This is a genomic window from Fulvivirga lutimaris, assembly GCF_009711525.1.
Classification (GTDB): domain Bacteria; phylum Bacteroidota; class Bacteroidia; order Cytophagales; family Cyclobacteriaceae; genus Fulvivirga; species Fulvivirga lutimaris.
Genome location: NZ_SMLV01000343.1, coordinates 1 through 16,937 on the forward strand (window position 1 = coordinate 1; position 16,937 = coordinate 16,937).

The following is a 16,937-nucleotide window of genomic DNA, read 5'->3' on the forward strand; positions in this document are numbered from 1 at the left end:
GGCTCAGAAAGCCGATAGTGTAACCATTAAAAATTTTGGTACTGGTGACTATAAAGCTGCCTCTATCAACTATAGCGGTGTAATGGATTCTCAAGGATACTTATACTTTGCCAATGAAAATGGTATCTTGAAATATGATGGTAGTGAGTGGGAGATTATTCCAATAGTCAATTTTTCTGCTACATACAGTGTTCATATTGGACCTGATGGAAGGTTTTATGTTGGTGGGTACAATGAGTTCGGCTATTTAGAAAAGGACTCCTTGAACAACTATAAATATATTTCCTTAAGAGAGGTAGTGCCGGAAGAAATGGACTATGGCACATTTTGGCAAATTGAAACTATTGACAATCAAGTGTACTTTTCTTCATACAAAGGGTTAATACGGTATGATGGTGAATCAGGAACCGTTATTGATATTAAAAATGCAGGTATTCTTACAGTTGAAGGAAATTTACTAGCTAGCAAGTTTGATGGAGGTATTTATAATATAGAAGGTGACTCTGCTGTTCTTCTCAATGATCAATACACATGGAAAGATGACAATGTCTATCTGGCACTTCCTAAAATTGGTAATGACTCAACATTTTTAATGTTCACTTCTCAAAATGGCATTTATGAGTATTTCCCTAAGTCAAATAAAATAATTCCTTTTGCAGAATCAACCCACAAATCCTGGAAAAAGAGTGGTATTTATGATGTCCAAATATTCAGAGACAGTCTTTATGCAATTACTACATGGTACAATGGCCTTAAGTTAATGAATCCCAAAGGTGAAGTAGTCAAGACGATAGACAAATCCAAGGGACTCCAAACCAGTGAACTACGCGATTTTATCATTGACAAAAGAGGCAATATATGGATTGGTAGTATTCTAGGTGTCAGCTATCTTCAATGGCCAACAGCATACCCCGAAAAAGGCTACGAACCTTCGACATCTATTACTGAGGTTTCTTCAAATTATGACATCGATAATGCCTTAAGATCATTAGAGTTTCATTTTGCTACCCCTGGCTATGACAAGTCAGATTTGCAGTACGCCTACTACCTTAGGGGTTATGATCAAACCTTCAGTGAATGGAAAAGTGATATTAAAAAGGAATATACTAACCTTGATGGTGGTGAATATAGCTTTGAAGTTAAAGCTCTGCTTCCTGATGGAACTGAAACTTCCGTTGCCAGCCATGCCTTCACAATTCCTACTCCATGGTATAAAAACAATTACTACTATGCCATAGGTATTGTGTTATTGGCATTAATAATTGTAGGTTTCTACAGGTACAGAACCGCCAGATTGAAACATCTCAACCGAAGATTGGAGACTATTATTCATAACAGAACGAAAGAGCTGATATTGCAGCGAGAGCAACTTAAAGAGGCTAACGAAGAATTGATTGTTGCTAATACTGAACTTGACAATTTTGTATACAGATCATCACATGATTTAGTGGCTCCTCTGAAATCACTAAAAGGTTTAATTAACCTAGCACAACTGGAAAACCCTGATGAAAATCAGAAACAGTATCTGAACATGATGAATACAAGTGTTGCTAAACTTGAGGACTTTATAAAAAGCATTATGGAGTATTCTACTAATGCTAAAAGAGAGGTGGCTTCTGAAGATGTTGCTTTTGATACTGTTATTTCAAGTATCTGTGATGATTTGAAATATTATGAAAATGCCCATAGAGTTGAGCTTTTAAAAGAGTACCCTACCGATCTGGTAATTAAATCAGATGAGAAAAGGTTAAAAATTGTGCTTAGCAACTTAATCACTAACTGCGTAAAATATCATAACTACGAACAGCCAGAACCTATTATTAAAGTAATAGTACATCAAGATTCTGAAAAAGGAACCACCAAAATTGAAGTAGCCGACAATGGCATGGGTATTGATCAGGAACACCTCGATAAGATATTTGACATGTTTTTTAGAGCATCAAATGATAAGGCTGAAGGTTCAGGGCTTGGTTTGTACATTGTAAAAGATACAGTCGGCAAACTTGGTGGACATATTGAAGTAAGCTCACATCTAGGAGAAGGCACGACTTTTACCCTTACCTTATACGATTCTATCAATACGCTAACAATGGTTTAGGAAGCCGCTATTTATCCTCCCGGTCTTTATTTGGCTTATAATTACCTGATGAAATATCATCAAGTACACAGGCAATATCATTGTAAAGCACCACTCCCCGATCGTCAAGAGATGACTCCTCGGCCTTTTTCTTAAGGTAATTAAACGTCTTCTTAAGCACCTTTACCAGCTCATCGTCATCCTCATTTTTTGAGCTTCTTATGGCTTTGTTTAACTCTTCTTTCAAGTCATTGAAGTGAGCTTTAAGCAGAAGATCAGACATGGACTTCTTCATAGTTGAAAAAATTATGGTTTATAACTTTTTAGGTGTTTTTGAAATTTAAAACCCTAAGAAGTTGCCATCAACGGCCGACAATATAGTATTTAAATGAATAAATACATACTTAAAGACCTATTTTCAACGATTTTAGAACTGTGGTGCGGATTTCCTTCTACGTTCTGTAAGTGCTTTTACTACCCTTTTTAGTGCATCAAAATACAAGGTTATGAAGAGGAATAAACACATAGCCCAGATAACACTAATGTTAAAGTACAGCGTATCAAAATGCATTCCCATGAAGTGCTTTACTGGAACATAAAAGTTAGACCTGAAGTCAAAGAAATTGGCTGGTTTATGATCCGTAAAGTATATTGGATCAATCTTCCTAACCAAGTGATTATCAATATTAATCACCCTGAATTCCGTAGTATTATTCCGTAATGCTGATATAATTGCTTCATTCTGATAAACTAACCTTAAAGAATCAAGTGCCGCTTTACCTTCTGGCGTGCTCGTCAGTTCATTTGTTAAAGCTTCCATTTCCTTTTCGGCTTTCACAAACCTATTAACATAAAACTTTTTTAAGGCACCTATAAACCTATCCGTTTCTTTAAAAGTCGCAGAATCGAACCTCTCAATAATAAGTCTGTCAAAACGATTAAACTTATCCTCTCCTACAATCTCAATCTCATTGCTAAGTTCATTTCTCAAAAGAGATAAAGAATTTCGCATTTCATCTGCCATTTTCGGATTGAGTTTAAAGCGCAGATTATTAAAAACAAAAGACAGCTCAGACTCAAGACGCGGCAGGTAATAGAGCTTCTTATACTCTGCATCAGCCATTCTTTTATCCAAATCGTAAAACTGTTTTTCATAAGGATTATCCTTATACTGTGTAACTAATGCAGCTTCAAAAGCCCATCTAGAAGCCATAACCTCTCCTACTGCTGGCACGCCATCCATTGTAGTCACCATTGGGTTAAACTTATCAAAGTTGATAACCACACCACTCAGCAAGAGTTGCGGAATCAACAATATGGGTATAAGTATGTAGATGGTTACCGCTGAATTAAAAGTGGCCGAAATATTAAGCCCTAACATGTTAGAGAAACATGAACAGCTAAACAGGATGAGCCAAAAGCTAATACCCATATCATGAAGGCCCAGCACTGTATTACCTACCAACACGAATGAGGCTGTTTGAATAGCTGATATGCCAAACAGAATTATAATCTTTGACAGCAGGTAACTGCCCTTGCTTAGATTCAAGAAACTTTCTCTTTTCCGAATTTTTCTATCTCTAAATATTTCCTCTGCACTCACTGTTAGACCCATAAACAGCGCAACAATTATACTCATGAAGAAATACACAGGTATGTTATCATTCTGGAAGAATGTGTATACCGGATTATCAACTTCAATAGTGGCATAATATCTTACCAAAAAGGTCATAAAAAGTGCTAACAAGGGCGCTTGCAGCAGATTGATAAACATATACTGCTTATCAGAGATCTTAGATAACACATCTCTTTTGATAAAGACTTTGAGCTGCTTTAAGAAGTTTGGTATTTTCTGCGTTACCCTTATCGTCTCTTTAGTATGATTAATTTTTTGACCTTTGTTAAACTTCCTATAATACTGATACCACTGATTTGGAGAAACTTTTCTTGTTTTGGTTAGTCGCCCAAACTCATTAACAATTTTAGTTTCTATGATGCTAAATATTTGCTCAGGGTTGATGTTTCCACATTCTGGACATGAGCTTTGGTTTTTATTAGCTGCATCAACAATCTCCTTGAAGTAAGTGATGGCCTCAACAGGATTTCCATAATAGATTTGATATCCCCCAACATCCAAAATCAGTAAATCATCAAACATTTTGAATATGTCGGATGAAGGCTGGTGAATAACTACAAAGATCATTTTACCTCTCAAAGACAATTCTTTGAGCAAATCCATGATGTTCTCCGAGTCTTGCGATGACAGACCAGAGGTAGGTTCATCTACAAAGAGTATACTGGGTTCTCTTAACAACTCCAGACCTATATTTACTCTCTTTCTTTGTCCACCACTAATTGTTTTATCTAATGGAGAGCCTACTTTTAGATGTTGAATTTCGCTTAGCCCAAGATTGAGCAAAACCTTTTCAACAAGTTCTTCAGTCTCTTCTTTTGTATATTGGCTAAAGCAAAGTCGAGCGGCATAATAAAGATTATCAAATACACTTAATTCCTCCATAAGAAGGTCATCCTGAGGAATATATCCTATCACACCTTCTACCAGTTCCGGACTATCGTGAATGTTAATATTATTAACAATAACTCTACCACCTGATGGCTTTTCTATACCATTGATTACACTTAGCAATGTAGATTTACCTGAACCACTGGCCCCCATTATTCCAATGAGTTTTCCACCATTAACAGAGAAGTCAACGTTCTGTATTCCAGCCTTTCCAGACTTAAAATGATAGAAAAGGTGTTCCGCTGAAAAAGTGATATTCGTACGACTTCTGGAGGTAAGAAATCTGGAGACTACATCACTATAATAAACGGTCTCAATTTTATCACCTCTAATGGTACTACCAGTAGGAAATATATCAATCTTACGACTTTTAAGGGCGATTCCATTAACGTATAATGTACTGATTCCCAAATACTTAATAAAATAGGTCTCAATCTCAGCGAGTCTGAAAATTGCAATGAGTCCGGTAAGATTTTTTGCCTGTATTCTTGGCCCCTTTGTCTTAACTTCCCCAGAACCTTCATCAATGATAAGTATATCTTTAGACGATAACTCATCAAAGTCCTCACCCATTACAAACATCTTAAGAGAGGAGATGTCTTTCCTAGAAATTTTAAGGGCTTCCCCAATATAAAAGATCAGATTATCCTGACGCTCAGATATCATATGATCGGCATAAACCAACTCTATAATCTTTACAATCAGAACTATCTTTTGCTGAGCAGTAAGTGCAAGGTTAACCTTTTTAACAATGGCCATTATTCGTGACCAGTCCTCCACAAATTGTAAAGTCTCATCATCAACATTAAGCTCATCCTTCTTCTCTTCTACCTTATATTCGGTACAATGGTTGTCAAACAACTTGAGGTAATAGCCTGAAGATTCCTGATTTAGATGAACAGCAAGAAACTCTTTAATGTTGGCTCGTTCATCTTCAGTAACACGTTCTCTGGCTACAATAGCAAATAGCTGAATAATAGCTTTCAGTAACTCTTCACTCATCTCTTTTCAAACTGTTTTACAAAGACCACTTTAAATAATAAAAGGTTACTGAACCAAACAACGAATTTCAATAAAAATAGAAGTAAAATTAATTTATAACAACCTGGTCCTTAGACTCACCCTGAATTTCAGCAATTCTCATCAGTAAATCAGTCGATTGCAATAACTTATTCTTAAGATCCTTTGGGTAGTCGTGATGTTTATATAAAAACTGACGCACAATATCACTAGCTCCTTCGCTCTGATGTCCCCAAAAAGTAGCGTCAAGCCATCTTTTTGGGAAAAAGATATCCCCAGTAATCTTTATCTCTTCTAAGAGTTCCATGCCTGGGTCGATATACTTTACAGCAGACTTTTGTCTTAATGGATGATGAAGGTTGCGCACTGCAGTTAACACCCAGTCCTCATTTTCTCTATTTTTCGGTTCTTTTAGTGATTCAAAAAAGCTATCTCGAACTTTTTCATCACTATTAATTGAAGGCGCTACCCATTTCAGTTTTTTTATTCTATCTATGTTAGTCATTCTGGATAATTGATGGTCTATAAAGGTCTGGGCACTATCAGGAATTCTCAAAGACAGCTCGTAGGTTATATTGATAAAATCATCTTCGGACAAATCAATTTCGCTTTCAGAATTACCTTTCCAAAGATTATAAAGCAGCTCCGTGCCCGCGGAGGTCGTGACCACAGAATAGTATGCTTTAAAAAAACTGTTTTTAAGATTGTCATTATCAGCATTCACCGTCATATTGAAAAGAACCCCTTCAATTTTTGCGGCATATTCTGTTCTTTGATCTTCAGTAAGAAGGTTCCAGAAAATTACTTTCAGCCTGTTATTTAGATATTCAATAATCAATGGCTCTTTTTCTCTAGAAAGCGCTTTTAAAAGTGCCTCCAAATATTTTGTTGGTGGTAATTGTGATCTCAGTATCAATTCAAACATATTTATCCATAGTGACCCACGCAATACTGAAGATTCTATGTTATTTATCTCACTCAAATAATGATCTATACTGGCAGGTCCCATCCAAAAATAACCATATCCAATACCTGAATAATTTGTGAATAGGTATTCAGGATTAAAAAGTGTATCACCTTTAATAGTTGTTACTTTTTGTTCAATGTTAAATGGGATTTGTGTTAATGTATCTCCCTTACCTAACCCAAGGACTAATGCTTGAGGATAATAATCGATACCTTTTGGATTTTGACTGTAAATAATGAGACTCCTTAATTTATCATTTTTTATATCTAAATCATATCTAGTTTCTGACATATGAGAAGATTTGACCCATCTATTATTCCAATCATTTAGGTCTTTATTAGTATTCTGGCCCATAATGGCAATCAAATCATCCCAACTTGCATTATCAAATTGATAATTCGATAAATACTGTCTAATTCCTTTTTGAAAAGCCTCTTCTCCAATATTTCTCTCCAGCATTTGCATGACAATTGGTGCCTTCTGGTAGATAATACTACCATAAAGTGAGCCTGCATTTTTAAGGTTATTTAAATCCTGAGCAATTGGGTGTGTACCGTCTGTTCTGTCAACTTCATAGGCCGATGGGTAATGAGCCATCAAAAATTGCAGCTCATGATTAATCTTATTGAACTTTGGTCTAACTATTTTAGCAGCCATAAAATTGGCAAACACCTCTTTCAGCCATACATCATTAAACCAAGGCATTGTCACCAAGTCACCAAACCACATGTGAGCAGTTTCATGAGCAATAAGCCTACCTCTCCCGATCTGTTGATTTATAGTACTGGTTTTGCCTAAAAGCAATGAAGAAGCTTTATAAAATATGGAACCAGGATGCTCCATTCCTCCATACTGGAAAGAAGGAAGTAGTACGAAGTCAAATTTCTCAAATGGGTATTTTATTCCTGTATATTCTTCCAGCCAGTTCAATGATTCAGCGTGCCATTGAAAGATCGCTTCAACGTTATCAGCAAGTTTTAGAGAATCAGATTCTCTATGAAACATGGTCATTACCCGGCCTTCAACCTCCTTCTCAATCTTATCAAATTTACCAGCGGCAAAAGCAAACAGGTAACTGCTTATGTTTTGAGTAGCATTAAATTCATACTGTTTATTCCCATTGCCAATTTCTACGTTTTGCTGAGGGGCATTAGTGACAGCTTCCCAATTTTCAGGAATTGTAAGGCTCAGCTTATAGCTCGCTTTAATATCAGGCTGATCAAATAAAGGAAAGCATGTGGACGCCCTTTCCGGCACAAATAGGGTATATAAATACTCCTCGTGTCTGTTCAATGATTGCTCTCCTGCTACAAACTCAATGCTGACATTATTAGATTGCTTTAAATCATTAGCTGAAATAACGATGTGCTCCTTATCGATTTGTGCTTCTACCACATTTCCATTAGCACTCACATTTTTTATTAGATCAGTTGGCGCATTGAAATCAAGTATTAGGTCAACCACATCTGCCTTATAATCAAACTTGAGCTCTAGATTAGCACTAATCTGCTGACTTTGATCTTCAGGAATATTAAAGTCTAGATTGTAGATAACATTTTGAACATTAGCCTTTCTAAACTCTGCTAACTCTTTGGAAATGCCTGGATCCAATAGATGATTGGGCTGCTCTTGACAGCTAAATATCAAACCGCTAATAAGCAGTAACATATAAAACAGATATGATTTCTTGATCATACCCTAAACTTATAAAATCTAATTTAAAAACTTCTTACCGTTGACATACCTCCATCAACTCCAATAACTTGCCCTGTTACCCATGAAGATTTATTAGAGATTAAGAACTCAACAACGGAAGCAATATCTTGTGGTTGGCCTACCCTTTTCATGGGGTGCCTTTCTCCTGACTTCTCTATCTTTTCTTCAGATGAAAGCAGCTTAGAGGCCAAAGGTGTATTAGTGACAGATGGGGCAACGGCATTGACTCTAACTGTCGGTGCTAACTCAGCTGCCAATGATCTTACCAATCCTTCAATAGCCCCTTTTGAAGCAGCGACAGAAGAGTGAAATGGCATGCCCTGACTAACAGCTACTGTACTGAAAAGAACTATACTTCCATTTGATGACTTTTTGAGTTTGGGTAGGTTAGCCTGAATTGATTTAACCGCTCCAAGTACATTTAAATTAAAATCATTAAGAAAGTCTTTTTCACTTAATCTGTTAAAAGGTCGCAAGTTGATGCTTCCTGGGCAATAAACCAGACTATCCAGCACTTCTCCTTCATACTCAAAGACATCGGAGATTACATCTGATTCAACTTGATTTACAGCTTGGTTAAAATCCTCAGACTTTGTTCTTGAAACTGAAGTTATATTATTGTTGCTGCTAAGATTTTGAGCAAGTTGAAACCCAATTCCTTTACTTCCTCCTACTATTAAGATATTTGCCATACCTGAATAACCAATTAGAAATGCCTTTGTTATAATTTCCAAAAGCGAAATATGCATATTGTCTGGATTATTAACCGCTCGTTCTCACGACAGTGTCATTTCCAATAACATTTATTATTATTGAGTAATCAAAACCAAATATTGTATAATGAGAACAAAATCAACCCTAATTATTGTGCTAGCCATTTTTGCATTTGGATTCACCAATGCTCAAAGTGCTGATGAAATAGTAAAAAATTACTTTGAAAACACAGGTGGCTATGATGCCTGGGGCAAATTAGAGGGCCTCAAAATGACTGCCAAGGTAAACCAAGGCGGAATGGAAATACCTCTTGAAATTGTAGTATTAAAAGATGGTAAGCAATACACCAAAATTTCTCTTCAGGGAAATGAATTCATGCAAGGAGTTTTTGATGGAGAAGTAATGTGGAGTACTAATTTTCAAACTCAGACTGCAGAAAAAGTTGATGCAGAAACAACTGCAAACCAAAAGCTAGAAGCTAATGATTTTCCTAGCGGTCTTTATAATTACAAGGACAAAGGTTACAAACTTGAGTTAATGGGAGAAGAAACTATAGAAGGAACTGAGACTTTTAAATTGAAGCTGACAAAAGAGCCTATTACGGTTGATGGAAATGAGCAAGATGATGTGACCTTCTATTACTTCGATAAAGAGAATTTTGTTCTTTTGGCAGAGGAAGAAGAAATTCCTGCTGGACCAGCTAAAGGAATGATGGGTCAGGTAACTTTCAGTGATTATGATGAAGTTAACGGACTGTACTTTCCTTTTTCAATGTCTCAAGGTGTTAAAGGTGGTCAATCCCAGGCTATCAAGTTCGATACAATTGAAGCTAATCCTACTGTAGATGCTACAGTGTTTGCTTTTCCAGATGGAGAATAATTAAAACATTTAAATGGCTGCCCAATTGAGCAGCCATTTTTGTTTAAGATCAATTCAGTCAAAATCAACAAAACAACATGAAAAAAATATTAATAGCTCTTTTCCTGGGAGCATCGCTGTCTGCGTATGCCCAAGAAGAAATAGTCTTGAATGGCAAAGAACTCTTTGGAGATCTAAAAGCAAGACAAATAGGCCCTGCATTAATGAGCGGCCGAATTACTGACCTTGAAGCTCATCCTACGAATAACAGAATTATATATGCCGGAACTGCCGGTGGTGGTGTATGGAAATCTAATGATGGTGGCGCCACTTTCAATCCAATTTTTGATGAACATGCGCAGTCCATTGGTGTTGTGACTGTTGACCCTAATGAACCTGACAAGGTGATATGGGTAGGCACTGGTGAAACCTGGACACGAAACAGTACTTCTGTTGGTGATGGTCTTTACAAATCAGTAGATGGTGGTACCAACTGGAAAAAAATAGCTTTTTCAAACTCTGAAAGAATCAGTAGCATAGAGATTAACCCTAACAACTCCAACGAAATATATGTTGGCGTACTCGGTCAGTTGTATAGTGATAGTGAGGAGCGTGGTGTATATAAAACTACTGATGGTGGCACAACGTGGAACAAAATTCTGTATTCAGATGCCAAAACCGGTTGTAGTGATTTAATAATGGATCCTAATGACCCTAACGTACTATATGCTGCTATGTGGGAGTTCAGAAGAACGGGATGGTCATTCAGCTCTGGCGGTAACAACAGTGCTTTATACAAGTCAACAGACGCTGGTAAGACCTGGAACAAAATTCATAATGGTTTGCCAAAAGGTCAGTTAGGTAGGTTTGCCATTGCATTAGCGCCTTCCAACAGTAACATTCTATATTCTGTTGTTGAGTCAGAGAAGAATGAAGATAAAGGTCTATATAGATCTGATGACGCAGGAAAAAGTTGGACTTATCTTAATGGCGATTTCGGTCTTGTCGTGCGTCCATTCTACTTTTCCAGAATTGTGGTTGATCCAAGAGATCCTGACGTGGTAGTTAAAGCCGGCTTATTTGGATCACTCAGCCGAGACGGTGGAAAGACATTCAAAAGTCTTGGCCAGATGCATTCAGACATTCATGATATCTTATTTGACATTAAAGATTCTGACAGAATGTATTCTGCCACAGATGGAGGGGTTTATCGATCATGGAATGGCGGTACTACTTTCGAAATAGTTTCTAATATTCCTGTATCACAATTTTATCATATCAGTATTGATAATGAAGAGCCATATAATATCTATGGTGGACTGCAGGATAATGGTTCATGGTACGGCCCTTCTGCTTCACCAGGAGGAATTGAGGGTAGAGACTGGAATGTACTAGGTTTTGGTGATGGCTTTAGAGTACTAAAACATCCAACCAAAGATTTTGTGTATTCTGAAATGCAAGGCGCTGAAAACGTATGGCGCTATGACATGGTAAAAAAGAGAACAAAAACCGTTCAACCTTTACCTGTTAAAGGAGATCCTAAACTTAGGTTTAATTGGAATGCTCCTATGGCTATTAGCAAGCACCAGCCGGACAGATTTTATATGGGTAGCCAGTTTCTTCACAAATCAGAAGATATGGGTGATACATGGGTTAAAATCTCTCCAGATCTAACCACCAATGACCCTAAAAAGCAGGATCAATCAAATTCTGGCGGTTTGTCAGTAGACAACTCAGGAGCAGAAAATCATACTACAATCTTCACTATAGCAGAGTCACCTTTAGATGAAAAAGTAATATGGGTAGGAACTGATGATGGCAATGTGCAGATCACTAAAGATGGCGGTAAAAATTGGACAAATACAGTTAAAAATATCCCAGGTCTACCTGCTAACACCTGGTGCTACCATATAGAAGCCAGTGTTCATAATAAAGGAACAGCTTATGCAGTTTTTGAAGGTCATACAACAGGCGATATGAAGACCTACGCTTACAAGACATCTGACTATGGCACAACATGGAAATCAATTGTAACAGATGACATTTATGGCTTTGCAAGAAATATTCAGGAAGATTATGTGCAGCCAGACTTACTTTATTTAGGTACGGAGTTTGGCCTTTATATTACCGTAGATGGAGGTAAGAATTGGAACAAGTTCACCAACAACATGCCAGCTACTGCCGTGCATTACATTGAACTAAGTGAAAAAACCAACGACCTGATCTTAGGAACTCATGGCCGTGGTGTTATAATTATAGATGACATCAGTCCATTAAGACAAATCAGCCAGGATGTTCTACAGCAGGATGTTCACTTTTTTGATAGTAAACCAACAGTAATTAGTGAAGAGAGTAATTTCGGTGGCACCAGTACTGAATTAGAGTTTGTTGGCCCAAATCCGAATAGAGATGCTAAGATCATTTATTATCTAAAAAAGCGTCACACCTTTGGCAAAATGGCTATTGATATTTTAGATGAGAATGGCACAAAACTGATTGAGCTGACTCCTGGTAAATCTAAAGGCATCAATGTAGTAACCTGGAACTACCTTATCAAACAGCCAAAAATGGCGAAAGGAAAAACATTAAGCTTTGGAGGCTTTACTTCACCACGAGTGACAGCTGGTAAATACAAAGTAGTAATGCGTAAAGGTAAAGATACTTACAACACCGAATTGGAGTTGATTAATGACCCTAATTCGTTGCTTACAGATCAGGACAGAGTTGCACTTCATGAAACGACTATGAAGCTTTATAATATGTCTGAACAGTTGGCCTACCTGGTCTACAAAATAGATGAAACCATAGCCAAATCAGAACAGGTAATAAGTGTAAATGCTAATGGTAAGAAAGTAGCAGAACCTATCGCTAAAGAATTAAATACGCTTAAAGAGAAGCTGGTTATTACTACTGGTGATAATTATGTTGGCACGGCAGAACCTCAGCTTAGAGAAAAACTATCTAATCTTTATAGCAAGATAGCGTCTGGCTTTGAGCCTCCCACCTCTTCTGAAATGGAAAATATGACCTTATTAGAAGAACAGTTTAAGGACGCGCTAACTAGCTTTGAAAAAGTGCAGAGTAAAATGAATAAGATGAACAAGTTTATTGATGAAGCACAAATAGAACCAATCATTTTCAAATCTTATGAAGAGTTTCTAGAAGACTAAAGAATGATTCATCTACTTAAAAGCGATGAGAGATCATCGCTTTTTTTGTTTTTGTCTACTGCATGACAATAAGGTTTGGAATAAACGACATAGCTTTGAGCATGAAAAAAATGATTCTTACTCTTTTAGTTCCGGTATTTATAAGTTGTCAACCAACTTCAAAGGAAGAAAATACAGCAACAACTCTTGAATCTACAGAAAGCCCTCAAATTGAATACCCTGAACTACTCCAAAAAGCTTTGGATGCTCATGGCGGTCTGGAAAAGTGGAACAGTTATAACAGCCTACAATACCAACTTAGTAGCACCCTCGGAGAAGAGAAAACAGAAACTCAATTAATCGATTTGAAATCCAGGAAAGTCCTGATTAAAGGTGATAGCTTTAAATTGGGAATGGATGGTGAGCAGGTTTGGGTATCTCCCAATAAAGAAGCTTTTGGCACTATGTCGGCCAGATTTTATCATAATCTGATATTCTACTTCTTTTCCATCCCATACGTACTTGCGGACCCGGGAATACAATATAAAGATTTAGGAACCGTAACACTAGACAGCACCTCTTATCGTGCGTTAAAAGTGTCTTACAATGAAGGTGTTGGTGATGCTGACGATGATTTCTATATAGCGCATTTTAACCCTGAAACATTTAGAATGGAAATGCTTCTTTACACCGTTACTTATTTTTCAGGTGAAAAGCATGAAAACTATAATGCACTTAAATATGACTGGCAACAAGTAAACGGACTATGGCTTCCTTCTGGCTTTACCGGCTATAAGTACACTGATGGAGTTATTGGTGATGTACGCTACCAATCAGAATTTACAAACGTTATTCTTTCAGAAGAAAAACCTGATCAGTCATTATTTGACATGCCAGCAAATTCTGAGATTGATAGCCTCAAAACTGACTAGAAGCGTACTGCTCCTTTTCAGTGCTGTATCCAAAACTTGGATTATAAGTAAGTAAAAGTTTTGTTGCGCGCTATTAATATTAGAATTAAATTGAAAATCGATCTTTTCAATTTTTGTTCTTCAATAGTAATAGCAGATGAATAAAGCCAGACTTTCCTTTAGCCAAATTATCAACATGAATGTTGGTTTCTTCGGAATCCAATATAGTTTTGGTCTACAACAAAGTGCGGTAAATCCAATTTATGACATGTTGGGTGCCCAGCCACACGAGATTCCAATACTCAATTTGGCAGGTCCTATGACAGGGCTTTTAATTCAACCCATCATAGGTGCATTAAGCGATAGAACCTGGAGCCCAAGGTTTGGAAGAAGAAAACCGTATTTTTTTATTGGAGCTGTTTTTTGCAGTATATGCCTCTTCCTCTATCCATTCAGTAGCAGCTTATGGATGGCTGCAGGTCTTCTTTGGGTATTGGATGCTGCAAACAACACTGCTATGGAACCTTACAGGGCATTAATAGCGGACACTTTACCTGAAGATCAATACGCTAAAGGCTTCTTAACACAGAGTTTTTTCACTGGACTAGGAATTACACTGGCCAATGTATCTCTATTTATCTTTCAAAAGTATATTACGGGTTCAGCTGGTTCGTTACCAATTTGGGTATATGCATCTTTCTTCTTAGGCACAGTATGTTCAATTACATCTGTAGGCTGGAGTATCTACAAAACACCAGAAATACCTCCTACAGAAGAAGAATTAATGGTGCTAACAGAGAAAAATAAAGGACAGCCTAATATGTTTATTCAATTTGTCCTATCACTTTTTACATCACTTTTTATTTACAGCTTAATGACGCTCTTGCTATTACCATCAATCTTTTACAAAGGACTCATCAAAAAAACTATCGCAGCTATTGAAAACAACCCCTCCTGGAGAGTTCTATTCGGACAAAACCTTGAAATAATTAACTCAATTATTGAAATGCCACCTGTAATGTGGAAGTTATCTGTTGTCTATTTATTTCAATGGTATGCCTTATTCGTCTATTGGCAAAATGCCGCTAAAAGCATAGCTCAATCCGTTTGGAATACTTCCCCTGCACAAAACATGAAGCTTTTTGAAGAAGCTGTAGGATGGACTGGCCTGGTCAACGGATGGTATAATATTGTTACTTTTTTAACTGCCTTTGCGCTTGTTGGTGTAGCTAAAAAATTCGGACCAAGAAAAGTACATTTTATATGCCTTATTATGGCAGGCGTTGGTTTATTAATATTTCCATTCATTCAAAATAAATATCTCTTATTTGCTCCAATGACAGGGTTTGGAATAGCATGGGCTAGTATGATGGGTATCCCCTATTTATTGGTAGTAAATGAAATTCCTAAGGAACGCTATGGTGTTTATATGGGAGTAATAAATATGATGATTGTTGTGCCCATGATATTACAAACACTGAGCTTTGGTTATGTATCAAAATATTTACTGGGAAATGATCCGGGATTAGCCATCCTTTTTGCTGGAGCACTATTATTGTTAGCTGCAATGGCGGTATTGAGAATCAAGGAAACACACAATATTGACACATCAAATGCTCCAATGCAAGGTGGTCATTAGCAAGATCAAATATTGCTTAAATTAGAGAAAGGTATAAGTCTTAATATCCTAAAATTCAAAAAACACAATATCAATATGGCAATCAGTGTCAATCAACAGGAACTGGTAGAAGGTATATTAGAAAATAATAAAATCAAATTAAGCGCAATAGACAAGGTTTTTTTAGAGCGTCTTAATTCCTCAATATCTAATATAAAATCTTACCATGATAAGATTTATGGAAATCATCCTCACAAAGAGGAGTTATTCAATGCGCTTATTGAAAAGTTAGTTCTTGCTAATCAGCAAAGAGGTGCCGATTTAAAAAAGAGAGACATAGCCAAAGAGGGAGATGAACCCTGGTTTCTTAGCAATCAGCTTGTAGGAATGAGTCTCTACGTTGATAGGTTTGCAGGCAGCTTAAATCAAATGCCCACTAGGTTAAATTACTTAGAGAATCTGGGCGTTAATTTCCTTCATCTAATGCCAATCTTTGACAGTCCAGAAAATGAAAGTGACGGTGGGTATGCAGTATCCAATTTCAGAAAAGTAAACCCTAAATTCGGTTCACTTAATGACCTCACGAAACTAAGGAAGGACATGCATAAAAGAGGGATGTACTTGATGATTGACATTGTACTAAATCACACCTCTTACAAGCATGAGTGGGCTAAAAAAGCCAAGTCTGGTGATAAGGAATATCAGGATTACTATTACATGTATAATAATAGAAAAACACCTGACTTATTTGAACAGAACATGCCAGAAGTGTTTCCTGAAGGTGCTCCAGGCAACTTTACGTGGGTAGAGAGTTGTAAAAAATGGGTGATGTCGGTCTTTTACAATTATCAATGGGATCTTAACTATTCAAATCCAGTAGTTTTTAACGAAATGCTTGACAACATCCTATTTTATGCAAATTTGGGTGTAGATGTATTAAGAATTGACGCTCCCGCTTTTATTTGGAAAAAGATTGGTACTACATGCCAAAATCTTCCTGAAGTTCATTTAATTCTACAATTAATTAAGACATGTGTTGCTGTTGTGGCTCCAGGTATGGCACTACTTGGAGAAGCCATTGTTGCCCCAAAGGAAATAATGAAATATTTTGGAGAAGGTAAATTTGAAACCAAAGAGTGTGACTTTGCCTATAATGCTACCCAAATGGCGCTGCAATGGGATATGCTCGCAACAGGAGAAACGAATATTATGCTTCAGGCTCAGGAAGAACTATTGAAGAAGCCGTATGGAACATCCTGGATTTCATACGCCAGATGTCATGATGACATTGGATTGGGTTATGATGATGCCATGATTCAAGCTGTTGGAAAAAACCCAACTCTCCATAGAAATTATATCATTGACTATTATTTAGGAGAATTC

10 protein-coding genes are annotated in these 16,937 nt (G+C 36.9%); 6 read left to right on the top strand and 4 right to left on the bottom strand.

Features of this window, described 5'->3' with window-relative positions; genetic code table 11:
• Positions 1-2,098, top strand: a 2,098-nt coding sequence (locus E1140_RS08055; protein ID WP_246202740.1) for an ATP-binding protein, incomplete at its 5' end; no start/stop codon positions are given.
• A gap of 7 nt (positions 2,099-2,105) precedes the next feature.
• Here the strand turns inward: E1140_RS08055 and E1140_RS08060 are convergent.
• From E1140_RS08060 to E1140_RS08075, 4 genes are all read right to left on the bottom strand, one after another.
• Complete coding sequence (locus E1140_RS08060) at positions 2,106-2,372, bottom strand: hypothetical protein (protein ID WP_155181462.1); 267 nt, start codon at positions 2,370-2,372, stop codon at positions 2,106-2,108.
• A 132-nt stretch (positions 2,373-2,504) separates the two neighbouring features.
• Positions 2,505-5,603 carry an ATP-binding cassette domain-containing protein gene (locus E1140_RS08065; RefSeq protein ID WP_155181467.1) on the bottom strand — a complete coding sequence of 1,033 codons (3,099 nt, stop codon included), beginning with the start codon at positions 5,601-5,603 and terminating at the stop codon, positions 2,505-2,507.
• A gap of 88 nt (positions 5,604-5,691) precedes the next feature.
• Complete coding sequence (locus E1140_RS08070; RefSeq protein ID WP_155181470.1) at positions 5,692-8,283, bottom strand: M1 family metallopeptidase; 2,592 nt, start codon at positions 8,281-8,283, stop codon at positions 5,692-5,694.
• 23 nt (positions 8,284-8,306) lie between these two features.
• Complete coding sequence (locus tag E1140_RS08075) at positions 8,307-8,996, bottom strand: SDR family NAD(P)-dependent oxidoreductase (RefSeq protein ID WP_155181485.1); 690 nt, start codon at positions 8,994-8,996, stop codon at positions 8,307-8,309.
• Positions 8,997-9,144: 148 nt separating this feature from the next.
• On the opposite strand from E1140_RS08075, the gene E1140_RS08080 reads away from it, so the two are divergent.
• From E1140_RS08080 to E1140_RS08100, 5 genes are all read left to right on the top strand, one after another.
• Positions 9,145-9,897: a LolA family protein gene (locus tag E1140_RS08080; RefSeq protein ID WP_155181473.1), complete on the top strand. Its 753-nt coding sequence runs from the start codon at positions 9,145-9,147 to the stop codon at positions 9,895-9,897.
• A gap of 77 nt (positions 9,898-9,974) precedes the next feature.
• Positions 9,975-13,046 carry a WD40/YVTN/BNR-like repeat-containing protein gene (locus E1140_RS08085; RefSeq protein ID WP_155181476.1) on the top strand — a complete coding sequence of 1,024 codons (3,072 nt, stop codon included), beginning with the start codon at positions 9,975-9,977 and terminating at the stop codon, positions 13,044-13,046.
• Positions 13,047-13,147: 101 nt separating this feature from the next.
• A complete protein-coding gene (locus tag E1140_RS08090; RefSeq protein ID WP_155181479.1) occupies positions 13,148-13,957 on the top strand; it encodes a DUF6503 family protein in 810 nt (269 codons plus the stop codon).
• Between the two features lie 136 nt (positions 13,958-14,093).
• Positions 14,094-15,575 (top strand): MFS transporter, encoded by a 1,482-nt coding sequence (locus E1140_RS08095; RefSeq protein WP_155181482.1) that lies wholly within the window; start codon positions 14,094-14,096, stop codon positions 15,573-15,575.
• Positions 15,576-15,650: 75 nt separating this feature from the next.
• On the top strand, positions 15,651-16,937 hold a 1,287-nt coding region (locus E1140_RS08100), incomplete at its 3' end, for an alpha-amylase family glycosyl hydrolase (protein ID WP_246202741.1).

What these genes read in the sequence shown, in the direction of transcription:
- E1140_RS08060 (WP_155181462.1), bottom strand. Translation starts at nt 2,372, where the DNA reads ATGAAGAAGTCCATGTCTGATCTTCTGCTTAAAGCTCACTTCAATGAC.
- E1140_RS08065 (WP_155181467.1), bottom strand. Translation starts at nt 5,603, where the DNA reads ATGAGTGAAGAGTTACTGAAAGCTATTATTCAGCTATTTGCTATTGTA.
- E1140_RS08070 (WP_155181470.1), bottom strand. Translation starts at nt 8,283, where the DNA reads ATGATCAAGAAATCATATCTGTTTTATATGTTACTGCTTATTAGCGGT.
- E1140_RS08075 (WP_155181485.1), bottom strand. Translation starts at nt 8,996, where the DNA reads ATGGCAAATATCTTAATAGTAGGAGGAAGTAAAGGAATTGGGTTTCAA.
- E1140_RS08080 (WP_155181473.1), top strand. Translation starts at nt 9,145, where the DNA reads ATGAGAACAAAATCAACCCTAATTATTGTGCTAGCCATTTTTGCATTT.
- E1140_RS08085 (WP_155181476.1), top strand. Translation starts at nt 9,975, where the DNA reads ATGAAAAAAATATTAATAGCTCTTTTCCTGGGAGCATCGCTGTCTGCG.
- E1140_RS08090 (WP_155181479.1), top strand. Translation starts at nt 13,148, where the DNA reads ATGAAAAAAATGATTCTTACTCTTTTAGTTCCGGTATTTATAAGTTGT.
- E1140_RS08095 (WP_155181482.1), top strand. Translation starts at nt 14,094, where the DNA reads ATGAATAAAGCCAGACTTTCCTTTAGCCAAATTATCAACATGAATGTT.